We start from the raw sequence: 23,253 nt of genomic DNA on the forward strand, positions 1-23,253 counted from the left end.
ATAGACGTAAGGTCGATGGCATGACTCCGAAGCGACGCTCCCTCACCCTGCTCGGCCTGGCCGCGGCATCCGTCGTCACCCTCGCCGGCTGCGCGAGCACGGCGGCACCGGCCGGCGACGGCGAAGACGAGTCGCTCACCGTCGTGGCCTCGACGAACGTCTACGGGCAGATCGCCGAGCAGGTCGGCGGCGACCTCGTCGAGGTCACCTCGATCGTCACGAGCGACACGCAGGACCCGCACTCGTTCGAGCCCAGCGCCCGCGACCAGCTCGCCGTGTCGGAGGCCGACCTCATCATCGAGAACGGCGGCGGCTACGACGCGTACATCGACGGGCTCATCGAGTCCAGCGGCACCGAGGCCCACGTCATCACCGCCGCCGAGTTCTCGCACGACTGGCCCGAGAACGAGGGCCACGACGACGAGGCGACGGATGCCGAGCCGGAGGCGACCGCGAGCGAGCAGCCCGACGAGCACGCCGACGAAGACGCCCACGCCGACGAGGAGGGTCACGAGCACGAGCACGAGCACATCGAAGGCTTCAATGAGCACGTCTGGTACGACCCGCACACGGTCGCGCACGTCGCCGAGGCGATCGCCGAGGAGCTCGGCGAGCTGAACCCGGCGGAGGCCGAGACCTTCGAGGCGAACGCTGCGGCGTTCGTCGCCGAGGTCGAGGGCCTCGAGGCCTCTCTCGCCGAGGTCGCGGCGGCGCACGAGGGTGAGAGCGTCTTCGTGACCGAGCCGGTGCCGGTGTACCTCGTCGCGGCGGCGGGGCTCGAGAACGTCACGCCGGAGGCGTTCAGCGAGGCGGTGGAGGAGGGGCAGGATGTCGCTCCCGCGACCCTCCTCGAATCGCTGGGCCTGCTCGAATCGGGCGACGTGCGCGTCGTCATCACCAACTCGCAGACCGGCGGAGCCGAGACCGAACAGATCGTCGACGCCGCCGAGGCCGCCGGCATCCCCGTGATCGCATTTTCGGAAACGCTCCCCGAGGGCCAGACTTACATCTCGTGGATGCAGGCGAACGTCGAGGCGCTGAGCACGGCGCTGGACGGGTGAGCGCCGGGGCATCCGCCCGCCAGACCGGACGGCCCCCGATCCTCAGCATTCGGGATGCCGCGCTGCGCCGCGGCGACCGCGAGCTGTGGTCGGGCCTCGACCTCGACGTCCACGCCGGCGAGCTGATCGCCGTGCTCGGCCCGAGCGGCTCGGGCAAGACGACGCTGCTGCGGGCGATCCTCGGGCTCGAAGACCTGTCGGCCGGCACGATCGAGGTCCGCGACGAGCGCGCGGGCGCCGCACCGGCCCGCGCCGGCGGCCGACGGCACCGCGGCAGTCGCCGCATCGGCTACATCCCCCAAGCCCGGCCGCTCGCCCGTGACACCGCGCTGCGCGGGCGTGACCTCGTCACCCTCGGAGTCGACGGCCACCGCTTCGGGCTTCCGATCCCGCGTCGGGGCGACCGCGCTCGCGTGGACGCGCTCATCGACGCGGTGGGCGCGCGCGAGTTCGCCGACCGGCCCGTCGGACTGCTCTCGGGCGGCGAGCAGCAGCGACTGCGCGCGGGGCAGGCGCTCGCCGACGAACCGGTGCTGCTGCTGTGCGACGAACCGCTCACCAGCCTCGATCTCGCCAACCAGCAGGCCGTCATCGGGCTCATCGATCGGCATCGGCGTGAGAAGGACGCCGCGGTGCTGCTCGTCACCCACGACATCAACCCGGTCCTGGGCAAGGTCGACCGGATCCTGTACATCGCCAACGGGCGGTTCACCCTGGGAACGCCGCAGGAGGTGCTGCGCTCCGACGTGCTCACGGCGCTCTACGGCGCGCACGTGTTCGTGCTGCGCGCGGGCGACCGGCTGGTGGTCGTCGGCGCGCCCGACGCCGAGGCATCCCATCACCATCACGACGAGGTTGACGCGTGAACTGGGACGACATCGTCGACGCGATGTTCGGCGGCCTGCCGTACTACGGCGAGATCCTCGCGCTGGTCTCGAACTCGGTGTGGGCGGGCGCGGTGCTCGGCCTCGTCGGCGGCCTGATCGGCGTGTTCGTGATGCAGCGCGACATGGCGTTCGCGGTGCACGGCATCAGCGAGCTGTCGTTCGCGGGGGCCGCCGCGGCGCTCCTCATCGGATGGGACGTCGTGACCGGCTCGATCGTCGGCTCGCTCATCGCGGCCGCGCTCATCGGCGTGCTCGGGGCGAAGGCGCGCGACCGAAATTCGATCATCGGCGTGCTCATGCCGTTCGGCCTCGGCCTCGGCATCCTGTTCCTCTCGCTCTACGACGGCCGCAGCGCCAACCGGTTCAGCCTGCTCACGGGGCAGATCGTGTCGGTGCAGACCGGTCAGCTCGGCTGGCTCGTGGCGATCGGCGCCGTGGTGCTGCTGGGGCTGCTGCTCATCTGGCGTCCACTGCGGTTCGACTCGCTCGACCCGCAGTCCGCCGCCGCGCGGGGGGTTCCGACGACGGCGGTGTCGCTCGCGTTCATGCTGCTGCTGGGGCTCATCGTCGCGGTCGCGGTGCACATCATCGGCGCGCTGCTCGTGATGGCGCTCCTCGTGACGCCGGCCGCGGCGGCGATGCGCGTCGCCTCCGGGCCGCTGTCGGTGCCGCTGCTGTCGGCGCTGTTCGGGTTCGTGTCGGCGGTGGGCGGCATCCTGCTCGCGATCATGGGCACCCTCCCCGTGAGCCCCTACATCACCACGATCTCGTTCGTCATCTACGTCGTGTGCCGCGTCATCGGCGCCCGCCGAGGCCGCGTGACGCGAGTCGCTTGACCCGCGCTCCGTCCCCGAGTTGGCGTTCGGGTGTCACGACACGCGGGGTCGGTGTGGTGATTCCGCGTGTTGCGCCACTTGAGGGTGGGCGGCGGGGCTTGGGCTTGTTGGCGTTCGGGTGTCACGACACGCGGGGTCAGGGTTGTCATTCCGCGTGTTGCGCCACTTGAGGGTGGGCGGCGGGGCTTGGGCTTGTTGGCGTTCGGGTGTCACGACACGCGGGGTCGGTGTGGTGATTCCGCGTGTTGCGCCACTTGAGCGGGGGCAGCGGGGCCCTGGGTTGGCGTTCGGGTGTCACGACACGCGGGGTCAGGGTTGTCATTCCGCGTGTTGCGCCACTTGAGCGTGGGCAGCGGGGCCTGGGGTCGTCGTTCGGGTGTCACGACACGCGGGGTCGGTGTGGTGATTCCGCGTGTTGCGCCACGTGAAGGTCGGGGACGAGAACCGTGGAGGCGTCCAGCGGCGCCCGGCTCTTGCTCAGGACCCGCCGGTAGACTCCCCGGCATGGCCCAGCGCAATACGTGGCAGCGCGAACGCGTGCGCGAAGCGCTCACCGACGCCCGTGGCTTCGTGAGCGCCCAGTCGCTTCACGCGACCCTGCGCGACGAGAACACCGGCATCGGACTCGCCACCGTGTACCGTGCGCTCGCCGGGCTCGCGGCGCAGGGCGAGGCCGACTCGCTGCAGAGCCCCGAGGGCGAAGCGCTCTACCGTGCGTGCATCAGCAGCGGCCACCACCACCACCTCATCTGCCGTTCGTGCGGCCTGACCGTCGAGATCGAGGCGAGCGACGTCGAGCAGTGGGCCAAGAGCACGGCCGAGCGCCACGGCTTCCGCGACGCCGAGCACATCGTCGACATCTTCGGGCTGTGCGCCTCGTGCGCGAAGGCTCGGGACGAGAAGCGTGACGCGGACTGATTCCGCTGCCCCGCGGGCCGGCTCCACGAGCCATCGCCACGGATCGACGACGGATGCCGCGCCGCGGCCATCCGCGCAGGCCCGCACCCTCCTGTGGCTCGGTGTCGGGGCCGCCGTCGTCGCCGGGCTGTTCCTCATCGACTGGCTCGCGCCGACCCTGTTCCCGGCCTCCCTCTCCACCCGGGCCCAGGACGGGCTGACGCTAGCGGTCAGCGTGCTCATCGAGTCGCTGCCGTTCGTCGCGCTCGGCGTCGTGCTGTCGATCGTCGTGCAGGTGTGGGTGCCGCCGGGTGTCATCGAACGATGGATGCCGCGCCGCGCGTGGGCGCGCCGCGCGGTGCTGTCGCTGCTCGGCATGATCGTGCCGGTCTGCGAGTGCGGCAACGTGCCCTTCGCGCGCGGACTCCTGATGCGGGGCTTCTCGGTGCCCGAGACGCTCACGTTCCTCATCGCCGCGCCGATCGTGAACCCGATCGTGATCATCACGACGCATCAGGCGTTCGGGTTCAGCGACGGCATCCTCGTCGCGCGCCTGCTCGGCGGGTACGCGATCGCGAACCTCATCGGATGGCTGTACTCGCGGCATCCGTCGCCCGATGCCCTGCTCACGGACCGTTTCCGCGACACCTGCGAACTCGTGACCCACGAGGCCGGCGGCCGGGGGCGCCGCACGCTCGCGCAGTTCGTGGTCGAGCTGCGCGCAGTCATGCCGGCGCTCGTGATCGGCTCGGCGCTCGCCGGCGCCGTGCAGGTGCTCGTGCCCCGGGAGGCACTCGTGGCGATCGGGTCGAATCCGGCTCTGTCGATCGTGGCGATGATGGCGCTCGCGATGGTGGTGTCGATCTGCTCGAACGTCGACTCGTTCTTCGCGCTGTCGTTCGCCTCGACCTTCACGCCGGGATCGATCGTCGCGTTCCTGCTCGTGGGGCCCATCGTCGACGTCAAGATGCTCGCGCTCATGCGCACGACGTTCACGTGGCGCACGCTCGGCGGGATCGTCGTGGTGGTGGTGCTCGCGGCTTTCGCCATCGGGACGGCGGTGAATCTCCTTGCGTAGCGCGCAGTTCATCGGCACGCGCTGGCTCGGAGTCGGGCTCGCCGCGGTCCTCTCCGTGGTCACGATCTCGCTCGCGGTGACCGGGCAGCTCGGCCTCTACATCAACCCCGACTCGACGTGGTTCGCGGTGTCGATGGCGGTCGTGGTGCTCGTCGGCACGGTGGCGTCGTTCGCCCTGCCGCTCGGCGCCGAGTCCGACCACGGCCACGACCACGGCGACGCCGTCCCCGCGCGGCCCCACGCCCACGGCCACGACCACGGCGACGCCGTCCCCGCGCGGCCCCACGCCGACGGCGGCGACCACGCCCACGCCGAAGGCGACGACCACGCGCACGGCGACGGCCGGCGCGGCGACGACCACCACACCTCGCACCCGGCGGCCGTCGCGGCCACGATCGTGGGCGGGGTCGCGGCATCCGGGGTCGTCATGCTCACGCTGGTGCTGCCGCCCGCCTCGCTGAGTGCAGAGCTCGCGATGTCGCGCGACGTCGGCGCGACGCCGCTGTTCGGGGGCGCCGACACGATCCAGCTCGCGTCGACCGGCGACACCGCGTCGTTCGGCGTCGGGGAGTGGTCGACGGCGTTCGCCACGGCGACCAACCCCGACGCGTTCGACGGCGACCCCGTCGAGCTGACCGGCTTCGTCACCCCGGGCGAGAACGGCGACTTCGACCTCACCCGCCTCGTCATCACGCACTGCGTCATCGACGCGCAGCCGGCGAGCGTGCCCGTGGTCGCCGGCGACCTGCCGACCACAGGGCAGTGGGTGACGGTCAGCGGCACCGTGCGCTCGTCCTCCGACGGACGTCTCGTGCTCGAGGCGGCGTCGGTCGAGGAGATCCCCCAGCCCGAGGACCCGTATGAGTACTGACGCCGGCACGCGACGGGCGCAGACCCGCCGCCGTCGGGGGCGGGCGTTCGCGGGCGCCTTCGCGATCGTCCTCGGCGTGCTCGCGGTGCTCGGACTTGCGGGCGCCGCCGCGAGCGTCGCGCAGGGACCCCGGATCACCGACGTCTACGTGGATCCCGCCGCGGCGGCCGAGGCATCCGGTTCCCGTCTCATCCTCACCACTTCGCAGACGCTCGTCGACGTCGACCCGTCGCAGGTGACGGTGACGCCCGAGACGCCGTTCGAGGTCGACACGTCGGGTCGCAGTGTGGGCGTGCGCTTCACCCTGCCGCTGTGGGATGACACCGAGTACACCGTCGAGATCGACGACGTCTCGTCGCTCGGCGGCGGCCCCACGTCGACGCTCACCGAGACGTTCCGCACGCCCGAGGCCAAGGCGTTCCTGCTGCAGCGGGGCACCGACGACGGCGACATGATCTACCGCACCGACCTCACCGGCCAGGCCGCGGTGCCGGTGTTCACGCATCCGCACATCGAGGACTTCCGCGCCACCGCGACGCACCTCGTGGTGTCGGTCCGCACTGAGAACGACCGGGCGGGGCTCATCGTGACCGACCTCGACGGCGAGAATCCGCGGGAGCTGCCGCTCCCGGGCAACGGGTACGTCTCGAACCTGCAGAGCGCCGACCGCGGCGAGCTCATCGGATACACGTTCTCCGACGCGACGCTCACCGCCGACTCCGGCCGCGAGAGCCGCCTCTTCACGGCGTCGCTCAAGGACGTCGACGCCGAGCCGGTCGAGGTCGCCGTCGAGGGCGCCGACCCCCGCATCGCCGAGTGGCGGTTCGTGCCCGACACCGACAGCATCCTGCTGCTCTCGTTCGACGGCTCGCTGCTGCTGACCGGCTCGGGCGGCGAGGGTGCGACGGCGCTCGGCGCCGCCATCGGCATCGACGGCATCGCGCGCGGCTCGAGCGAGGCCGTGGTCGACCGCGTCGAGCAGACCGCGACGATCGATCTCACCGACGCGAGCGAACAGCCGCTGGTCGCCCCCGAGGTCGACCTCGGCGGCACCACCTCGGTCACCCCGCTCCCGGACGGGTCGACGATCCGCACCGCGGCGGTGCTCGAGGACGGCGCGCCGACGGGTCGCACGTCGGTCTCGCTCGTCGCCGCGGACGGCCAGACCCGCATGCTGACCGAGATCGCGCAGACGGATGCCGTGCTGCAGGTCTGCGTGTCGCCCAGTGCCCGCTACGCGGCGGTGCTGGTGGCCCCGGATGCCGTCGGCAATCCGTACGACACGTATCAGCTGCCGCTCCCGGAGCGGCCCGAGACCCGCATCCTCGAGATCGCCGACGGTGACCCGGTGGTCGCCCTCAACGGCACGGCGATCTCGTGGTGCCAGGTGCCGTCGCTGTGATGCGCCACGCGCGTGCCGGTGTGCGACCGGCGACTCGTGACGACCTCGTAGGCCTTCCGTCGGAGGTCGCGCCACGCCTGCTCGGCGGCCGGCTCACGACGGTGGTCGAGGGAGAGACCGTCGTCGTACGCCTCACCGAGGTCGAGGCCTACCACGGCCTCGGCACCGGGCCCGTCGCCGACCCCGGATCGCACGCGCGCATGGGACCGACCGCGCGCAATGCCACCATGTGGGGTGAGCCCGGCCATCTCTACGTCTACCTCAGCCACGGCATCCATTCGTGCGTGAACGTGGTGTGCGGCCCCGAAGGCGTCGCCGGCGGTGTGCTGCTGCGCGCGGGGGAGGTGATCGAGGGGACGGATGCCGCCGCCCGGCGCCGGCCCGCTGCCCGGTCGTCACGCGACCTCGCGCGCGGACCGGGGCGCTTCGGCGACGCGGTGGGGCTGCGGCATCCGGTGCACGACGGCATCGACGCGATCACCGGAGCGCCTCGTCACGGCGCGGTCGCGCGACTGGAACTGCCCGACGGGCCGCTCGCCGACATCGCCTCCGGCCCGCGGGTGGGCGTCGCGGGCGTCGCCGGCACCGCGGTGTTCCCGTGGCGGTTCTGGATCCCCGACGACCCGACGGTCTCGCCCTTCCGCTGGGGCAGGGGTGCCCAGGAGGCGCACGCCAAGCGCGACCCTTCGACAGGCTCAGGACGGCGCACGCCGCGCGTGCTAGACTGACTGTTTGTCTGCGCGCACTCCAGCACGCAGTTCGTATCCCACTCTTCGTCAGGGCCTCTCCGGGCCGGGTCGAGTGCGGGGTGCAGACAAGGGATCTTGGGTGCGGCCGTCCGGTCGCACGGTACTAAGGAGACATCACCATGGCAGCAGTGTGCCAGGTGACTGGAGCAGTTCCCGGCTTCGGTCACAACATCTCGCACTCGCACCGCCGGACGAAGCGTCGCTTCGACCCGAACGTGCAGAAGAAGACCTACTTCGTTCCGTCGCTGGGTCGCAGCATCAAGCTCAACGTCTCGGCGAAGGGCATGAAGGTCATCGATGCCCGTGGCATCGAGGCCGTCGTCCGTGACCTCAAGGCGAAGGGTGTGAAGCTCTGATGGCCAAGAAGGCACAGGACGTCCGTCCGATCATCAAGCTGCGGTCGACCGCGGGCACGGGTTACACCTACGTCACGCGCAAGAACCGCCGCAACAACCCCGACCGCATCGTTCTGAAGAAGTACGACCCGGTCATCCGCAAGCACGTCGAATTCCGAGAGGAGCGCTGATCCATGGCTAAGAAGAGCAAGATCGCGCGCAACGAGCAGCGCAAGGCGGTCGTCGACCGTTACGCCGCCAAGCGCGCCGAGCTGAAGAAGGCGCTCGTCTCGCCGACCTCGACCGACGAGGAGCGCGAGGCCGCTCGCGTGGGCCTGCAGAAGCTGCCCCGCAACGCCTCGCCGGTGCGCGTGCGTTCGCGCGACGTCATCGACGGCCGCCCGCGCGGTGTCCTCACCAAGTTCGGCATCTCGCGTGTCCGCTTCCGCGACATGGCGCACCGTGGCGAGCTGCCCGGTGTGACCAAGTCGTCGTGGTGACACTCGCACGCTGAAGCGTCAGGAAGGCCCGGAGTTCCTCGGAACTCCGGGCCTTCCGCCTTGGTGGGGCAGGGCGGCGGCCGGCGTCGGGTCCGGTGCCGGGCTCGGGCCGCCCGCCCTAAGCTCGGACTCATCCGACACGGGAGGGGCCGGTGGATCTCGATCCGTTCTTCGAAGAGCGGCTGCGCGTGCACCGCAAGTACCTGTTCGACCAGGCACTGGGCTCGGTGCGCTCTCGCCTGAGCGCGCTGTGGCCGTTCGCCAAGGGGCCGGCGCCTGCCACGGGCATGGGTGGCGGGGGCGGCCCGGCGACCGACCACAAGCCGAGGGGCAACGGCTCCGAGGGGTCCGGCCCCGCGACGTCTCCGCTCGGCCCCCACGCCCGTGCGCGGGCTCGGCACCGCAAGGCGGCGCTCGCGTGGGATCGCCGAGAGCTGCAGAAGGTCGGCGTGCCGGGACCGCGTGTCCGCACGACCGAGCACGTCGTCGAGGTGCCCGGGCATCCCGCCGTGCGGGTGCGCGTGTACCACCCCGACCCCGACCCGGTGCCGACGCACGGCGTGCCGGGCGTCGTGTCGCTCTTCGGCGGCGCCTTCCGCATCGGGGGCATCGGGTATCCGACGACGGATGCCGCGAACCGCCGTCGCGCGGTCGACGCCGGGGTGGCCATCGCCGCCGTCGACTACGCTCTGTCCCCGGAATACCCGTACCCCGTCGCGATCGAGCAGGCCTACGCCGCGCTGGAGTGGCTGTTCGCCTCGACCGATGAGCTGGGCATCGACCGCCGTCGGATCGGCGTCGCAGGCACGTCCGCCGGAGCGAACCTCGCCGCCGCGCTCACGCTGGTCAATCGCGACCGCGGTGCGCATCCGCTGCGGCTTCAAGTGCTCGAGGTCCCCGTCGTGGACCTCACCGGCCGGCACCTCGACCTGCGGGCGACGCGGGCGCTCGGCATCCCGCGTTTCATCGCCTTGCGCGAGCTGCGATCGGTCGCTCGCACGTACCTCTCGGATCCGCGGCAAGCGCGCGACGCCTACGCCTCGCCGCTGCTCGCCGCGTCGCACGAGGGGCTGCCGCCTGCGGTGATCCTCACGGCGGAGTACGACCCGCTGCGCGGCGACGGCGACGCGTACGGCGCGGCGCTGCGCCGCTCGGGCGTCGACGCGAGCGTGGTGCGCTACCAGGGTGTCACCCACGACACCCCGATCTTCGGGGGAGCGCTGCCGGCCGCCCGGCGCTGGCACGACGACGTCGTCAGCGCCCTGCGCCGCCTCCACGTCTGAGCGGCCGAACCTCGGGTCCGGGACTCGGGCATCCGAGCCATCTCCGGACGCCTCACCGCACAGCGCCCCGGCAACCCGCGCGTGCCGAGGCCCGGCGCTCTGTCGAGCCCGGGCCTGGGATGCCCGCCGGTGGGCGGGCGCGGCATCCGTCTACCTCGTCGCCGTCACGCGCGCCGCGTGGGTCGTGGCCCACTCGAGGGTGAAGTCGGCGATCTCCTCCCAGCCGTCCTGGCTGACGAGGCGGTGGGTGCGGCCGGCGTACTCCTTGTACTCGACGATCGCGGGGCTTCCAGACGCGCGGTACTTCTTCACGATGGCCTTGCCGATCGCCGGGGGCACGACGTGGTCGATCTCTCCGGTGATGACGAGGAAGGGGGCGCGGTCGGCGCGGCCGTAGTCGACGTGCGTGACGCCGCCCTTCTCGTTGAGCACCGAGGTGACGCCCTCGAAGAAGACGCGGTTGTACGAGTTGACGGCGTACTCCTCCCACAGCTCGTCGGACTCGGCGCGGGTGAGGTCGTTCCCGAAGGTGAAGTGGAAGTGGCGCTTGGAGAGGGGCTTGGCGCCGTTGATGCCGAAGGGGTTCGACAGGATCGGCGTGCCGGTCCACAGTGTCGAGGGCGGAAGCGTCGTGACGCCTGCGGTCTGTCCGGGCGCGACGCCCACGTAGGCCACGCCGAGCCCGCGGTCGGCGAGCATCTGGGTCAGGACTCCCCCGAACGAGTGGCCGATGATGATGGGCTTCTCGGGCAGCGAGCGGATGATGCGCTCGTAATGGTCTGCGATCTGCTTCAGGCCGATGCCCTTGAGCGCGGCCGGGTTGCGGCGGATGTCGTCGACCGAGCGGTCGTCGATGCCGGGCCACCCGGGGACGACGACCTGGTGGCCGGCTGCGCGGAAGCGCTCGGCCCACGTGTTCCAGCTCTTGGGGGTCATCCAGAGTCCGTGGATGAGGACGATCGGGGTCTTGGCGGTGGTGTTCATTTCCTGCTCCTCGTGTGCGGTGTTGCGGTGGTGGTCGGTCTCAGTCCGGGGTGTTCCGGTTCGATGTATCCTGATAGTAGACCGAACGTTCTATCTACGCAAGAGTATTCCGAGAACTTCGGAATCTCGTCGAGGTGGCACGATGGACCCGGAAGGACACACCCTCATGACCACGACGGATGCCGCGACCCCCCGCCACTCCCCCGCCCGGCAGCGCCTGCTCGCGGCGGCGACCGACCTCTTCTACAACGAGGGCATCCACTCGGTGGGCGTGGACCGGATCATCGAGTCCGCGGGTGTCACGCGCGCGACGATGTACAAGCAGTTCGACGGCAAGGAGGGCCTGGTGCTCGCCTACCTTCAGGGCGAAGATCAGGGCCTGAGGTCGCTGTTCGCACGGGCCGCGCAGGTCTCGGACGATCCTGACGAGCTGCTGGACCTCGTGGTGCAGGGCATCGAGGAGGACATCCGGGACCGCCACACACGCGGCTGCCCGTTCATCAACGCCGCGGCAGAGTACCCCGCCGAGGGCCCGGTGCGGGACCTCATCGCGGATCACCGCGAATGGTTCCGCGACACCCTCGAGCAGCTCGCCACCGGCGCGGGCCTCGCCGACCCGGCCGAGGTCGCGGCATCTCTTGTGCTGCTGCGGGACGCCGCGCTCGTCGGCGGCTATCTGGACGGGCAGGACCGCGTGGCACCGGCGTTCGCGCGCACGGCGCGGGGAGTCATCGAGGCGCATCGGCCGTGAGCGCCTGATCACCGCGAGTCACATCCGTCACTTCTGTCACACTTGTCACGCGACACGCCGTCCGCGAGTAGCGAAATCCGCGGAAATCCGCGGATTCACCGGCCATGTCGGGTACATTCGGTCCCGGTCGATCCGACCAGCCGGGGGGCGAAGCCGTCCGGTCCGAGCAATGACAAGACGGCGTCCGCCGTCTTTGGAGGACATACCAAAATGGCCGACAAGTCCATCACCAAGACCGAGCTCGTCGCGAGCATCGCCAGCGCGACCGGCCAGAGCCAGGCCGCCGTGTCGGGCGTGCTCGACTCCCTCTTCTCCACCGTCTCGGAGGCGGTCGCCAAGGGCAGCAAGGTTTCGATCCCCGGCTGGATCTCGTTCGAGCAGGTCGCCACCTCGGCGCGCACCGGCCGCAACCCGCAGACCGGCGAGGAGATCAAGATCCCCGCGGGCAAGCGCGTCAAGGTCACCGCGGGCTCGAAGCTCAAGGCCGCCGTCAAGTAATCGACGCAGACCTCTCAGAAGGGGGATGCCGCGGTCGCGGCATCCCCCTTCAGCGTGCGGCCGGCGTTCAGGGCGCCGCCACGTAGGCTGGAAACCGTGAACTCCCGCGCCCTGCGGGCCGCCGGGCCTGCGATCCTCGTCGCGGCCGCGCTGGCCGCCCTGATCTGGGCGCTTGCCTTCGGCGGCGGCGCTGCGCCGCTCGCGATCGCGGATCCAGGACCCTTCGCGCGCTGGGGCCTTCCGGTCGTCAAGCTGTTCGTGAACCTCGCCGCGGCGGGCATGGTCGGCGCGCTCGTCACTGCCCTCTTCGCGCTGCGCGCCGGCACGCGGGAGTTCGACGTCGCACTCGACACCGCCTCGATCTCGGCTGCGGTCTTCACGCTGGCCGCGGCGGCCACCGGATTCCTGACGTTCATCGTCTCGTTCAACCCGACGATCGACGCCGGACCCGAGTTCGGCGGACAGCTCGGGCGCTTCCTGGTCGAGTGGGAGCTCGGTCGCACCTGGCTCATCACCACCATCGCCGGCGCCGCCCTCACCGTGCTGACCTTCGCGGTGCGCTCGTGGACCGTGACGATGTTCGTCGCGCTGCTGGCCACGGCATCCCTCGTCCCGATGGGAACGCAGGGTCACTCGGGCGAGGAGGCGTTCCACCACGAGGCGATGACGGCGCTGATCCTGCACATGATCGCCGCGGCGGTGTGGCTCGGCGGACTCCTCCTCATCGTGATCGTGCGGCCGCTGCAGTCGCGCGAGCAGCAGGTCGCCACCGTGTCGCGCTACTCGAGCATCGCGATCGCGGCGTTCGCGGTGGTCGCCGTGTCGGGCACGGTGCGGGCCGCGATCGGACTGCAGGACTGGGCCGCGCTGCTCTCCCCGTATGGGGCGATCCTCGGAGTCAAGATCGTCGCCCTCGTCGCGCTCGGCCTCTTCGGCGCCTGGTACCGCACACGCCTCATCGGACGCATGGGGGACGACCAGGGTGCATCCCGCGCCTTCTGGACGTTGATCGCGTTCGAGCTGGTGCTGATGGGGCTCGCCAGCGGCGCTGCGGCCGCGCTTGCCCGGACGCCCCCGCCGAACGCCGGGACGCTCCCCACCCTGCAGACGCCGGCCGAGCGTCTCTCGGGCGCCCCGCTGCCGCCCGAGCTCACCCTCGAGCGCTGGGTGACCGCGTGGAACGTCGACCTGCTGTGGGCGGTCGTCGCCGGGTTCGCGGTGTTCTTCTATCTCGCCGGCGTCCGGCGGCTGCACCGTCGCGGCGACACGTGGCCGCTGTACCGGACGATCATGTGGATCGCCGGCATCGCGCTGCTGGTGTGGGTGACCGGAGGCGTGGTCAACGTCTACCAGGACTACCTGTTCAGCATGCACATGATCGGCCACATGCTCCTGACGATGGCGATCCCGCTGCTGCTGGTCGCCGGCGCCCCGGTGACCCTGGCGGCGCGGGCGATCCTCAAGCGCGACGACGGCACGCGCGGCGGGCGCGAGTGGATCCTGTGGGCGGTGCATTCGCCCGTGGCGCGCGTGCTCACCAACCCGTTCGTCGCAGCAGGGCTCTTCATCGGCTCGCTGTGGGTCTTCTACTACACCGACCTGTTCCGATGGTCGCTGTACGACCACCTCGGGCACGAGTGGATGGTCGCGCACTTCCTCATCACCGGCTACCTGTTCGTGCTGACGCTCATCGGCATCGACCCGGTGCCCTATCGCCTGCCGTACCCGGGCCGGCTGGTGCTGCTCATCGGCATCATGGCCATGCACGCGTTCTTCGGCATCGCGATCATGATGCAGGAGGGCCTCATGGTCGCGGAATGGTTCGGCTCGATGGGCCGCACGTGGGGCGCGACGCCGCTCGAGGACCAGTACACGGGGGGCGGCGTCGCCTGGTCGATCGGCGAGATCCCCACCCTCATCCTCGCGATCACCGTCGCCATCCAGTGGAGCCGCAGCGACGCCCGCGAGACGAAGCGGCGCGACCGGCACGCGGATCGGACGGGGGATGCCGAGCTCGAGGCCTACAACGCCCATCTCGCCGCCCTGGCCGAGCGCGACGCGCGCGCAGGCACCGGCCGCTGACCCGGCTCAGGTGGTGTCGGGGCCGGTGACGACGATCGACACGCTGCCGTCGGGCATCACCGAGATCGTGCCCGTCACGATGAACGGCACGTCCTCGCTGACCTCGCGCACCTTGCCATCGAAGATCGACCTGATCTCGACCTCGATGTGCGCGACCGCCTCGGCGGGCAGAATCGTCCAGCCCGCTCCGTCGGGCGCCACGTCGACCGTGGGCTGGCGTGCGATCGACCACTTCGGCAGCGAGTCGATGCGGTCCTGCACGAAGTAGCCGAACGGGCAGGCCGTCGGCTGCAGCACCTCCTGCGTCGCGCACGCGGTCAGGAACTCCTCGACCTTCTGCTGCACCACGCCGACGAACTCGTCGGTCGGCTGCGCCTGCACCGTGATGGGGATCGCGTGGAAGGGGCTGTCGGAGAGCACCGCGACACCGGGCGTGTGGGCGATGCGGTTGTCGACCGACACCGAGTACAGGCCGGGCGAGAAGACCAGGAGCGGCACAGGGGCGAGAGGATCGGCATCCGCTCCGTCGGGCGAGGCCTGCCGCTTGTCGAGCGTGAATCCGTTCACGTCGAAGCTCATCGAGCCGGCGACCGTGAGGTTCATCACCGCGAGTGGACTCGTGGCGAACCGCCACGTCGGGGCGAGGCCGATCGAGCCGTCGCGCTCGACCTCGAAGGTCGTCACGCCGGGGTAGCCGCGCGCGTCGTACTCCACCGTGACCAGGGTCACGTCGCCCTGCTGCTCCTCCGACACCACACGGACGTCCGAGAGCGGCGCAAGCGCGGCTCCGCGCAGGAGCGCCTCGGATGCCGTCGCCGGGAGCCCGGCCGCCTCGAGCTCGGCGGTGCTCACCGTGACGCCAGGCACCGCCAGCGCGTCCGTGGCTCGCTGATCGGCGAGGAGGTCGACGTAGCGCTCGACGAACGCGGACGGGCTGTAGAACTCGCGTTCGATCGCCGACCACGCCGCGGGGACCGCGGCGACCAGGGCCACGCCCACGACGCCGAGAAGCGTCAGGTCGAGCCACAGGCGCCGGCGAACGGCCCGCTTGCGCGGCGGCTGGATCAGCTCCGGCCGGCCGCCGTCGCGGCTCGCGGAAGAGGCCGCGGGCGCACCCGTGCGACCGGATTCCGTGTCCACCGCCCCTTGGTCCACGCGCCCAGTCTAGGAACTGCCGGCCGGGAGAGCCCTGTGGAGCGTAACCTGCGGGCAGACCCGGCCCGTGCCCCGTCACGACATGATGTCGTCGCGCACCACGCTGGACGCCGCGACCTGGCCTGCTGCGATCGCCGCGGCGAGCGACACGAGCGGTCCGGGAACGGCCGAGGTGTGCGCCATGTCTCCGGCCGCGTACACCCCGGGCACGGTCGTGCGCCCGAGGGCGTCGATCTCGACTCCTCCGCCGGGCAGGATGCCGCAGCCGAGCTGCTCGGCGAAGGGTGCACGCTGGTGCGCGGTCGCGGCGGTGAAGATGCCGGCGACGTGCTCGGTGGTGCCGTCGGCGAGGGTCAGGTCGAGTCCGTCGCCGCTTGCGGCGACGTGCGCGACCCCGGCGGGCGGCACGATGAGCGCGGAGTCGACCACGGGCTGCAGCATCCGTCCGACCATCTCGCCGTGCTCGCCTTCCACCAGGATCGCGACGCGCCGGCCCGCGAACTCGTGGCCATGGCAGAACGGGCACTGCGCGACCGTGCGACCCCACTGTGCGGCGAGCCCGGGGACGGCGGGCAGCTCGTCGCGCATGCCGGTGGCGAGCACGACGCGCCGGGCGCGCTCGGTGCCGTCGGCGAGCCCGACGCGGAAGTCGCCGAGGACGCCCGACACCGACTCGACCACGGCGTCGCGCACCTCCACGGTCGGGTAGGTCGAGAGCTCGGCGCGGGCGATCGCGCGCAGCTCGGCCGGGTCGCGCCCGTCGTTCGTGACGAGGTTGTGCGCATGTTCGACCGTGGCGTTGCGGTACTCGCCCGAGTCGAGCAGCAGCACCTGCCGGTGCATGCGGCCGATGGTCAGGGCGGCCTGGAGGCCGGCGGGGCCGCCTCCGATCACGATCGCGTCGTAGAGCATGTCGGTCCTTTCGGGTTGCGTCAGGAACGATCCTGTGACTTCATGTCGACATGAAGTCAAGTCTTTCGATCGGGGATGCCGCGGCGCGGTTCGCGCTGCCCACCCATGTGCTGCGGCACTGGGAGGACGTCGGGCTGCTGCGGCCCGAGCGCGACAGTGGAGACCGCCGGCGCTACGGCGACGACGATCTGGTGCGGATCGGCGTCATCGTCCGCAGCAAGGCCGCCGGGATGAGCCTCGAGCAGATCGGCGTGCTCCTCGACGAGAACGCCCCCGAGCGGCATCGCGTGCTCGAAGAGCACCTCGCCGAGCTCGACCGGCGCATGGCCGACATGGAGCGCTCGCGGCGGATGACCGAGCACGCCCTGCCCTGCCGCGCCCACGACATCACCACGTGCCCGCGGTTCCGCTCCATCATGGACGAGGTCGTCGCAGGCACCGGGACGTGGCGGGAGGCCGAGCCGCCGGCGGAGTGAAGGGGGTCGGTTCCAGACCGTCCCGTCTCAGAGCCAAGGCCGCCTCGGACCTGGTCCGGGACGGCCCGCACGAGACGGGGGCACGAGGCGGGCATCACGCCCCGCGCCCCCGCGTCGGTGTCAGGGACGCACCGTGGTGCGCCCCAGCGACAGCCAGCCGTCGACTGTCTTGTCCTGATCGGCGTTGGCGAAGCGGACCGGCTGCCCCGCGGCGAGCGGGTTCGCGCCTTGGATCAGCACCGTATACCTGCCGGGCTTGACCGATGCCGTGCCGAACTGCGCCGAGAACCGCTGCTCGGCCCCGACCGCGATGTCATCGAGTGTCCAGTCGGTCGACCACTGCCGGACGATGCGGCCACGGGCGTCTGCGAGCGCCACCGTGATCGGCCAGTCGTAGTAGAACGGCGCGACGCCGACGTTCTCGACGGCGATGCCGACCTCGAGCTCTCCCCGGTGGTGCGGTGCCCGGTCGAGACGCGCCTCGGTCACCCGCAGCGAGTAGCCGAGCGAGCGGGCCCCGGTGAGGGCACGGTCGCGATCCGCGCCGGTGTAGCCGGTGGCGAAGGCGTAATGGTTGATGAGCCAGCTGGCGTGGGTCGCGGCGACGCTGCCATCGAAGTCGTTGTCGCCGCCCTCCTGGATCACGGGACATCCGTCGGCGCTGAAGATGCACGACTGGAGCTCGGGGCGGAGCTCGCCGCCGATCGAGTTGGTCTTCCACTTGTCGGCGGCGCCCGCAGCGATGATCTGGTCCATGAAGTACCAGCCGTACGGGCTCGGCTTGGTCGTGAGCGCGAACGAGTCGTCGTGATAGCCGACGTCCAGGTTGGCATTCGCGGTGCTGGCGTAGCGCACCTCGATGTCGGTCTCGTCGAACGCCTCGAGGAAGTCGTCGAGCACGCGGGCCTGGTTGGCGGCGGTGGGCATGCGGTCGGGCAGGCCGTCGCCGTTGTAGGGCCACGTGTGCCACTCGCCCCAGAACCCGATCAGGCCTGCCTGAACGAAGCCGAGGCGCGGGTCACCGTCGTAGCGCTCGCCGAGCGCGGCGATGAACTGGTCGAGCGCGGCCAGCAGCTCGGGGTCGTCGTAGTCCGGGATCACGCTCATGGTGTTGCCGAACTCGGCGTAGGGGTAAGTCTCCAGCCCGCCGTCGAGCAGGAACTGCGGGATGCCGCTCTCCCGCTGCGGGTAGTCCAGGTAGAAGCGCATCGTCGTCTGGTGACCGCGCGCGGCCACCGCGTCGAGAGTCGTCTCGACGGCGGTCCAGTCGAACGTGGCGGGGCCGGTCATCACCGCATCGAGCGGGAAGTACGACCACTCCATCGAGTGCGGAAAGCCCGGGTAGTCCCCCGCGAACGGGATGAACCCCTTGAGAGGGTTGCTCTCGGGCTCGCTTCCGTCGGCCAGGGTCCGCCAGCCGTCGCGGTCGGCGTCGGGGACCGCGAGCGCGGCGGGCGCCGAGCTCGCGATCGTGGTGACGAGGGCCAAGGCGAGCGCGGCCGAGGCGAGGGCAGTGGTTCGACGTGACGTCGTTGTCATGCTCATTCCATTCAGTTGGCGATCGTGCTGGGGTCTGCCGCGTAGTCGATGAAGGCTCCGAGATCGACGACGCGGTCATCGATACGGAACACGTAGCGTGCCTGCCGGGACACCTCCTCTCCTCGCTCGAGCCATGCGCGAAGCTCGGCGACCTCGTCCGGAGCGAGCCAGTCCACGGGGTCCGACGTCGACTTGAAGCCGAGCACAGTGGCGACGTCCTGCAGCAGGCGGCGCTGGTGATCATCGAGGAGGCTGCGCCGACGGCGGAAGTAGACGACATCGGGATCCGTCTCGTAGAGCGCACGCAGCCACGAGCGGTGGATCGACGCGAGGAACGCATTGCGTGCACCCACGCCGGTGGGATCGCCCGGTCGTTCCGCGTTCTCCCAGAAGGCCGCGACATCCGGACCCACGCGCACGCCGTCGAAGATGCCGGCAGACGGCAGCATCGGCACGCCGCAGCCGAGCAGGTAGACGTCGTCGCCCACGGTCTCGCGGATGAGGGCGATCGCGTCGCGGTAGGCCTTCTCGCGATGCACCGCCTCGCTGCGGCTGCCTTCGAGGGCGCCGGCGTACATGAAATCGAGCTTGAGGTAGCGGAACCCCCATCCCACGACGCGCGTGAAGAGCTCGCGCAGGTGGTCCTTGACCTCTTCCCGGCTGGTGTCGAGGGCGTAGTAGGGGCCGCCCCAGTTGTACCCGGCGATGAGCGGCTTTCCGTCGTCGCCCTGGACCAGCAGCTCGGTGCGGGTCGTGGCGAACTCGGAGTCGGGCAGCGCGATGAGGGGCGCGAGCCACAGGCCGGGACGGAAGCCCGCGTCGGAGATGAGGCGGGCGGTGGCGGCCATGCCGGAGGCGAACCGGTCGTTGGCCTCCCAGTCGCCCACCGAGCGCTCCCACCCGTCATCGAGCTGCACGACGTCGAACGGGAGATCGGCGAGGTCCGCCACCGTGTCGGCCACGAGCTTCTCGCTGATGCCCTCGTAGTACGAGTACCAGCTGCACCAGACGCGCCCGGCGCGGGCGCTGCGGGAGCCGAGGCGCTCGGCGAGGAGCGTCGCATAGCGCTCGAACACCACCTGCTCGGGCCCGCACGCCAGGTACCAGTCGGCGCCGGGCTCCTCGAGCGTGCCCCACAGTGTGGTGGCGGTGGCCCCCACCCTCGGGGCGCCCAGTCCGAGCGCCCCGAGGAGGACGACCTCGCCGTCTCCCACCGCGATCGCACCGACCGCACTGCCCGAGTGGGCGTGCGGGGTGTCGTTCCTCGCGTCGTCCGCAGTGAGCAGCCGCTGCGGGCTGTCGTAGATGCGAAGCGGCGCCTCGTCGAGCCGTCGCCAACCGGACGGGCTCCACGAGTTCCAGCCGTGACGGAAGAACTCGGCGTCGCCGAACGGGTGGACGACGGTGACGCTGCCGGAGGGGATCAGGAACTCGCGTTCGCCGATCGCCTGCGGCGCGCCCTCGGCGCGGAGGGGGAGGGAGAGGTCTCCGAGCCGGATGAGGCCGGAGAAGGTGGCGAGATCAGTGGGCATTCGGCTTTCCGTCTATTCGAAGAGGGCGTTGACCTTGGCGTTGGCGTCGGTGAGCGCGGTCTGCGCGTCCGCCGTGCCGAGGGCGACGCTCTGGATGGCGTCCTGGACGATCTGCGACATCTCGGTCCCGTGGTAATTGATCGGGATCAGGAAGGTGCCGTCGGGCTCCTGGGAATACGAGAGGAACACCGAGGCGTCCAGGCCCGATTCCGCGCGGGCGGCCACCGACGCGTCGGAGGCTTCCGTGTTCGCGGGGAAGATCACGCCCGTGTCGCCCACGACCGACTGGCAGTCGGCGGACGCGAGGTACTTGATCCACTCCCACGCCTGATCCTTGTGCTTGCCGCCCGCGTACATCGCGTCGCTCAGGCCGTTGATGGCGGACTTGCGGCCCTCCGGCCCCGCCGGCAGCGCTGCCCACGTCCAGTCGTCCGCAGTGTCCTGGAACATCAGCTGGTTGAACGATCCGATGCTCGTCATCGCGGCGCTCCCGCTCTGCAGCACCTCGAGTCGCGAGAGCGTGGACTGCTGATCGAACGGGGGCGCGTAGCCCTTGTCGGCCAGCGAGGCGATCCAGTCGATGGTCTCCGCGAGTTCCGGCGAGTCGTAGAAGAACTCGGTCCCGAACGGGTTCTCGTCGGAGTAGGTCCAGCCGTTCGACTGAGCGAGATTGCCCCACAGGTTCTGCCCCTGCGAGCCGTCGGCCCACTCCGGGAGGAACCCGTACACGGCGACGTCGGTCTTGTCGAAGCCCGGCTCGTCACCGCGCGTACCCGCCTTGTCGACGGTGAGCTTCGCGATGATCTCTTCGAACGTTCCGCCGTCATCCGGGTTCCACGTGAGATCCTGCAGCGTCGCCTCGTCGATGCCCGCGTCGGCGGCGGCCTGCTTGTTGACGATCAGCCCGATCGTGTCCCAGTCCTTCGGAAGGCCGTAGCGCGCCCCGTCGACGACCCAGATATCGGCGAGGCCCGGGACGTACGAGTCGAAGTCCACGGCATCCGGGTCCTCGTCGATGTACGGCTGGAGGTCCTCGATCTGCTTGTCGGCCACGAACTGCGGATAGTACGACGCCTGGTCCACCCAGACGTCCGGCGCGCTGCCGGCGGCGATCTGGGTGGCGAGGTTGGTCCAGTACTCGCTCCAGCCGTACTGGCTGATCTCGACCTCGATGTCGGGATTGGCCTCGGTGAAGTCGTCCGCGCACTGCTGGTACGCGGGCAGCTGCGCGTCGTCCCAGAGCCAGTACTGCAGGGTGACGGCTTCCCCGTCGGCGCCGGCGCCCCCTGCGGCGCAGCCGGCAGTGGCGGCCAGGGCGACGCCCGCCGCGGCGATCCCTGCGATGCGCAGGGTGGTGTGCTTTCTCATGTGTGCACGCACTCCTTTGTGATGGGTGTTCTCGGTGTTGGTGGTGCCTTCACTTGATGCCCGTGAAGTTGAGCGACTCGACGATGCGTCGGCCGAGGAACAGGAGCAGCAGCGCCACCGGGATGACCGACAGGGTGGATGCCGCCATCAGTCCGGTCCAGTCGGGCTGCGTGTTCGGGGATTGCTGGAGATAGACGCCGAGGGCCACCGTGATCGTGCGGACCGATTCGTCGCGGCCGATGAGGAGCGGCCACAGGAAGTCCTTCCAGGCCCAGACGACGGTGATGAGCGCGATCGTGACGAGCGGCCCTTGTGCCATGGGGAGCACGACGCGCCAGAAGATGCGGATCTTGCCGGCGCCGTCGATCATTGCCGCCTCCTCGACGTCCTTCGGGATGTTCAGGAAGAACTGACGGAGGAAGAACAGGGCGAACGGCGTCATGAGCAGGCTCGGTGCGACCATGCCCCACATGCTGTTGAGCAGACCGAGGTCGCGGACGAGGACGAAATTCGGCAGCAGCGTGAAGATGCCGGGCACCATGAGCGCGGCGATGAGGATGCTGAAGAGCACTTCGCGCCCGCGGAACCGCAGTCGCGCGAACGCATAGCCGCCCATCGCGCAGAACAGCGTCTGGAAGAAGCCGATGAGAGTGCAGTAGACGATCGAGTTCCAGATGTACAGCGCGAAGTCGATCGAGGCGCCGCTGCCGCCCGCCGCGCGGATCTCCTCCGGGCTGAGGAGCCCGAGGACGCGCTGGAAGTTGATGAGCGTCGGGTTGGTCGGCCACAAGCTGCCGGAGTCGGCGATCACGTCGCCGGCGGGGGTCAGCGCCGACTTCACCATCCAGTAGAAGGGGAAGAGCGTGGCGAGGATCGCGACCGCGAGGATCGTCCAGCCGACGAGCCGGGCAGGGCTCGGGCGCTGCCGGGCGCGGCGGCGCAGCGGGGGCGAGGCCTGGGGCTCGGGGTCGATGTCGAGCGCGGCGATGGGGGAGACGGTCATCAGGTGTCCCTAGGCGAGCTGAGATTCGGACGCCCGCAGCAGGCGGAGCTGGACGAAGGTGAGCACGCCGAGGATGACGACCAGGACGATGGCCATGGTCGCGGCGTATCCCATATGGAAGTACGTGAAGGCCTGTTGGTAGATGTAGTAGTAGATGACCCGCGTGGCATTGACGGGACCGCCCTTGGTCGTCACCGCGACCGTGTCGAAGATCTGGAACGAACCGATCAGGGAGACCACGAGCACGAGCGCGAGGATGGGACGCAGCAGCGGCAGCGTGATCCGGAAGAACGTGCGGAACTCGCCCGCCCCGTCGATCGCCGCGGCCTCGAACGTGTCCTGCGGGATCTGCAGCATGCCTGCGTAGAAGAGAAGCGCCGTGTACCCGACGAAGGCCCACGTGTTGATCAGCGAGATCGTCGGGAGGGCGAAGGCCGGGTTGGTGAAGAAGCCGATCTTGTCGAGTCCCATCGAGTCGAGCACTCTGTTGACGAAGCCGAGGTTCGTGTCGAGCAGCCACAGCCAGATCAGGCCGACAGTCACGTTGGGCACCAGCCACGGCAGCAGCAGGGTCGTCCGCACCACGATCGACCGCGTGAGTCGGTGCATGAGCGCCGCCAGAAGCAGGGCCAGGAGGGTCTGCGATCCGACGTTGAGCACGACGTACCAGAGCGTCACGCCCATCGAGTTCCAGAACTCGGGATCGGCCATGGCGGCCGCGTAGTTCTCCAGCCCGACGAACTCCGGCTCTGCCAGCAGGCTGTAATCGGTGAAGGACCACCAGAATCCGCGGACGGTCGGGTACAGATAGAAGACTGCGAAGCCGAGGAGCACGGGGGCGATGAAGAAGAGGGCGATGCGGCCGTCTCCCCGCTTGCGCCTGCCTCGCGATCCCGGAGACGCGGTGGCGCCCGCAAGCTGCGGTACGTATGTCATGGATGCCTCTCAGCGTCGGTGCTGCTCGGTGCGGCACACACGGGTCGTGCCTCTCACGCGTGCCCTCGTCGGATGGCTAGAATCGAGTGCGGGATTAATAATCCAACATGGCGATAAA

General features: G+C 70.3%; 24 protein-coding genes. 16 read left to right on the top strand and 8 right to left on the bottom strand.

The annotated features are described in order from the left end of the window. Positions 1-20: 20 nt before the first annotated feature. The 12 genes from AC3ANN_RS18465 to AC3ANN_RS18520 all read left to right on the top strand — a co-directional run bounded on the left by AC3ANN_RS18465 (position 21) and on the right by AC3ANN_RS18520 (position 9,899). Entirely contained in the window at positions 21-1,061 is a 1,041-nt protein-coding gene (locus AC3ANN_RS18465; RefSeq protein WP_488338833.1) for a metal ABC transporter solute-binding protein, Zn/Mn family, read from the top strand. Beyond that, on the top strand, positions 1,058-1,927 hold the full coding sequence (locus AC3ANN_RS18470) for a metal ABC transporter ATP-binding protein (RefSeq protein WP_488338834.1): 870 nt from the start codon (positions 1,058-1,060) through the stop codon (positions 1,925-1,927). Before AC3ANN_RS18465 ends, AC3ANN_RS18470 begins: the two co-directional genes overlap by 4 nt. Further along, positions 1,924-2,784 (top strand): metal ABC transporter permease, encoded by an 861-nt coding sequence (locus tag AC3ANN_RS18475; RefSeq protein WP_488338835.1) that lies wholly within the window; start codon positions 1,924-1,926, stop codon positions 2,782-2,784. Before AC3ANN_RS18470 ends, AC3ANN_RS18475 begins: the two co-directional genes overlap by 4 nt. 504 nt (positions 2,785-3,288) lie before the next feature. After that, positions 3,289-3,702: a Fur family transcriptional regulator gene (locus AC3ANN_RS18480; protein ID WP_488338836.1), complete on the top strand. Its 414-nt coding sequence runs from the start codon at positions 3,289-3,291 to the stop codon at positions 3,700-3,702. After that, entirely contained in the window at positions 3,689-4,759 is a 1,071-nt protein-coding gene (locus AC3ANN_RS18485; protein ID WP_488338837.1) for a permease, read from the top strand. The genes AC3ANN_RS18480 and AC3ANN_RS18485 overlap by 14 nt, the downstream gene beginning before the upstream one ends. Next, on the top strand, positions 4,752-5,630 hold the full coding sequence (locus AC3ANN_RS18490) for a TIGR03943 family putative permease subunit (RefSeq protein ID WP_488338838.1): 879 nt from the start codon (positions 4,752-4,754) through the stop codon (positions 5,628-5,630). The genes AC3ANN_RS18485 and AC3ANN_RS18490 overlap by 8 nt, the downstream gene beginning before the upstream one ends. Next, complete coding sequence (locus AC3ANN_RS18495) at positions 5,620-7,032, top strand: hypothetical protein (RefSeq protein WP_488338839.1); 1,413 nt, start codon at positions 5,620-5,622, stop codon at positions 7,030-7,032. The genes AC3ANN_RS18490 and AC3ANN_RS18495 overlap by 11 nt, the downstream gene beginning before the upstream one ends. Beyond that, the gene (locus tag AC3ANN_RS18500; RefSeq protein WP_488340874.1) at positions 7,032-7,760 is read left to right on the top strand and encodes a DNA-3-methyladenine glycosylase; all 729 of its coding nucleotides are present in this window, start codon (positions 7,032-7,034) and stop codon (positions 7,758-7,760) included. Before AC3ANN_RS18495 ends, AC3ANN_RS18500 begins: the two co-directional genes overlap by 1 nt. A gap of 140 nt (positions 7,761-7,900) precedes the next feature. Then, complete coding sequence (gene rpmB / locus AC3ANN_RS18505) at positions 7,901-8,137, top strand: 50S ribosomal protein L28 (protein WP_488338840.1); 237 nt, start codon at positions 7,901-7,903, stop codon at positions 8,135-8,137. Beyond that, on the top strand, positions 8,137-8,307 hold the full coding sequence (gene rpmG / locus AC3ANN_RS18510; RefSeq protein WP_005051772.1) for a 50S ribosomal protein L33: 171 nt from the start codon (positions 8,137-8,139) through the stop codon (positions 8,305-8,307). Before rpmB ends, rpmG begins: the two co-directional genes overlap by 1 nt. Positions 8,308-8,310: 3 nt before the next feature. Next, the gene (gene rpsN, locus AC3ANN_RS18515) at positions 8,311-8,616 is read left to right on the top strand and encodes a 30S ribosomal protein S14 (protein WP_163615787.1); all 306 of its coding nucleotides are present in this window, start codon (positions 8,311-8,313) and stop codon (positions 8,614-8,616) included. Between the two features lie 152 nt (positions 8,617-8,768). Further along, the gene (locus AC3ANN_RS18520) at positions 8,769-9,899 is read left to right on the top strand and encodes an alpha/beta hydrolase (protein ID WP_488338841.1); all 1,131 of its coding nucleotides are present in this window, start codon (positions 8,769-8,771) and stop codon (positions 9,897-9,899) included. A 150-nt stretch (positions 9,900-10,049) separates the two neighbouring features. Here the strand turns inward: AC3ANN_RS18520 and AC3ANN_RS18525 are convergent, their stop codons facing one another. Continuing rightward, positions 10,050-10,883: an alpha/beta hydrolase gene (locus AC3ANN_RS18525; RefSeq protein WP_488338842.1), complete on the bottom strand. Its 834-nt coding sequence runs from the start codon at positions 10,881-10,883 to the stop codon at positions 10,050-10,052. Positions 10,884-11,025: 142 nt separating this feature from the next. Between AC3ANN_RS18525 and AC3ANN_RS18530 the strand changes: the two genes are divergently transcribed. The 3 genes from AC3ANN_RS18530 to AC3ANN_RS18540 all read left to right on the top strand — a co-directional run bounded on the left by AC3ANN_RS18530 (position 11,026) and on the right by AC3ANN_RS18540 (position 14,214). Further along, complete coding sequence (locus AC3ANN_RS18530; RefSeq protein WP_488338843.1) at positions 11,026-11,634, top strand: TetR/AcrR family transcriptional regulator; 609 nt, start codon at positions 11,026-11,028, stop codon at positions 11,632-11,634. Between the two features lie 210 nt (positions 11,635-11,844). Beyond that, a complete protein-coding gene (locus AC3ANN_RS18535) occupies positions 11,845-12,132 on the top strand; it encodes an HU family DNA-binding protein (protein WP_127819842.1) in 288 nt (95 codons plus the stop codon). 96 nt (positions 12,133-12,228) lie between these two features. Then, positions 12,229-14,214, top strand: a complete 1,986-nt coding sequence (locus AC3ANN_RS18540; protein WP_488338844.1) for a bifunctional copper resistance protein CopD/cytochrome c oxidase assembly protein — start codon at positions 12,229-12,231, stop codon at positions 14,212-14,214. Positions 14,215-14,220: 6 nt separating this feature from the next. On the opposite strand, the gene AC3ANN_RS18545 is transcribed toward AC3ANN_RS18540, so the two are convergent. Both AC3ANN_RS18545 and AC3ANN_RS18550 read right to left on the bottom strand, forming a co-directional pair. Then, positions 14,221-15,279 carry a hypothetical protein gene (locus tag AC3ANN_RS18545; protein WP_488340875.1) on the bottom strand — a complete coding sequence of 353 codons (1,059 nt, stop codon included), beginning with the start codon at positions 15,277-15,279 and terminating at the stop codon, positions 14,221-14,223. Between the two features lie 165 nt (positions 15,280-15,444). After that, positions 15,445-16,281 carry an NAD(P)/FAD-dependent oxidoreductase gene (locus AC3ANN_RS18550; protein ID WP_488338845.1) on the bottom strand — a complete coding sequence of 279 codons (837 nt, stop codon included), beginning with the start codon at positions 16,279-16,281 and terminating at the stop codon, positions 15,445-15,447. A 50-nt stretch (positions 16,282-16,331) separates the two neighbouring features. Here AC3ANN_RS18550 and AC3ANN_RS18555 point away from each other — a divergent pair, with 50 nt between their 5' ends. Further along, positions 16,332-16,757, top strand: coding sequence for a MerR family transcriptional regulator (locus AC3ANN_RS18555; RefSeq protein WP_488338846.1), 426 nt, complete (start codon positions 16,332-16,334; stop codon positions 16,755-16,757). A 120-nt stretch (positions 16,758-16,877) separates the two neighbouring features. Here the strand turns inward: AC3ANN_RS18555 and AC3ANN_RS18560 are convergent, their stop codons facing one another. The 5 genes from AC3ANN_RS18560 to AC3ANN_RS18580 are packed head-to-tail and all read right to left on the bottom strand — an operon-like array spanning position 16,878 to position 23,135. Beyond that, a complete protein-coding gene (locus tag AC3ANN_RS18560; RefSeq protein ID WP_488338847.1) occupies positions 16,878-18,296 on the bottom strand; it encodes a DUF4832 domain-containing protein in 1,419 nt (472 codons plus the stop codon). An 11-nt stretch (positions 18,297-18,307) separates the two neighbouring features. Beyond that, positions 18,308-19,828, bottom strand: a complete 1,521-nt coding sequence (locus AC3ANN_RS18565; protein ID WP_488338848.1) for a glycoside hydrolase family 36 protein — start codon at positions 19,826-19,828, stop codon at positions 18,308-18,310. Positions 19,829-19,840: 12 nt separating this feature from the next. After that, entirely contained in the window at positions 19,841-21,196 is a 1,356-nt protein-coding gene (locus tag AC3ANN_RS18570; protein ID WP_488338849.1) for an ABC transporter substrate-binding protein, read from the bottom strand. Between the two features lie 49 nt (positions 21,197-21,245). After that, positions 21,246-22,199, bottom strand: a complete 954-nt coding sequence (locus tag AC3ANN_RS18575; protein ID WP_488338850.1) for a carbohydrate ABC transporter permease — start codon at positions 22,197-22,199, stop codon at positions 21,246-21,248. Between the two features lie 9 nt (positions 22,200-22,208). Further along, on the bottom strand, positions 22,209-23,135 hold the full coding sequence (locus AC3ANN_RS18580; RefSeq protein WP_488338851.1) for a carbohydrate ABC transporter permease: 927 nt from the start codon (positions 23,133-23,135) through the stop codon (positions 22,209-22,211). Between the last annotated feature and the right edge of the window lie 118 nt (positions 23,136-23,253).

The sequence above is a fragment of the Microbacterium sp. STRO-2N genome, assembly GCF_057747775.1.

Coding starts and splice junctions, on each gene's coding strand:
- AC3ANN_RS18500 (WP_488340874.1), top strand. CDS start 7,032: ATGCGCCACGCGCGTGCCGGTGTGCGACCGGCGACTCGTGACGACCTC.
- AC3ANN_RS18465 (WP_488338833.1), top strand. CDS start 21: ATGACTCCGAAGCGACGCTCCCTCACCCTGCTCGGCCTGGCCGCGGCA.
- AC3ANN_RS18535 (WP_127819842.1), top strand. CDS start 11,845: ATGGCCGACAAGTCCATCACCAAGACCGAGCTCGTCGCGAGCATCGCC.
- AC3ANN_RS18480 (WP_488338836.1), top strand. CDS start 3,289: ATGGCCCAGCGCAATACGTGGCAGCGCGAACGCGTGCGCGAAGCGCTC.
- AC3ANN_RS18580 (WP_488338851.1), bottom strand. CDS start 23,135: ATGACATACGTACCGCAGCTTGCGGGCGCCACCGCGTCTCCGGGATCG.
- AC3ANN_RS18575 (WP_488338850.1), bottom strand. CDS start 22,199: ATGACCGTCTCCCCCATCGCCGCGCTCGACATCGACCCCGAGCCCCAG.
- AC3ANN_RS18550 (WP_488338845.1), bottom strand. CDS start 16,281: ATGCTCTACGACGCGATCGTGATCGGAGGCGGCCCCGCCGGCCTCCAG.
- AC3ANN_RS18565 (WP_488338848.1), bottom strand. CDS start 19,828: ATGCCCACTGATCTCGCCACCTTCTCCGGCCTCATCCGGCTCGGAGAC.
- rpmG (WP_005051772.1), top strand. CDS start 8,137: ATGGCCAAGAAGGCACAGGACGTCCGTCCGATCATCAAGCTGCGGTCG.
- AC3ANN_RS18555 (WP_488338846.1), top strand. CDS start 16,332: ATGAAGTCAAGTCTTTCGATCGGGGATGCCGCGGCGCGGTTCGCGCTG.
- AC3ANN_RS18560 (WP_488338847.1), bottom strand. CDS start 18,296: ATGACAACGACGTCACGTCGAACCACTGCCCTCGCCTCGGCCGCGCTC.
- AC3ANN_RS18525 (WP_488338842.1), bottom strand. CDS start 10,883: ATGAACACCACCGCCAAGACCCCGATCGTCCTCATCCACGGACTCTGG.
- AC3ANN_RS18570 (WP_488338849.1), bottom strand. CDS start 21,196: ATGAGAAAGCACACCACCCTGCGCATCGCAGGGATCGCCGCGGCGGGC.
- AC3ANN_RS18495 (WP_488338839.1), top strand. CDS start 5,620: ATGAGTACTGACGCCGGCACGCGACGGGCGCAGACCCGCCGCCGTCGG.
- rpsN (WP_163615787.1), top strand. CDS start 8,311: ATGGCTAAGAAGAGCAAGATCGCGCGCAACGAGCAGCGCAAGGCGGTC.
- rpmB (WP_488338840.1), top strand. CDS start 7,901: ATGGCAGCAGTGTGCCAGGTGACTGGAGCAGTTCCCGGCTTCGGTCAC.
- AC3ANN_RS18530 (WP_488338843.1), top strand. CDS start 11,026: ATGGACCCGGAAGGACACACCCTCATGACCACGACGGATGCCGCGACC.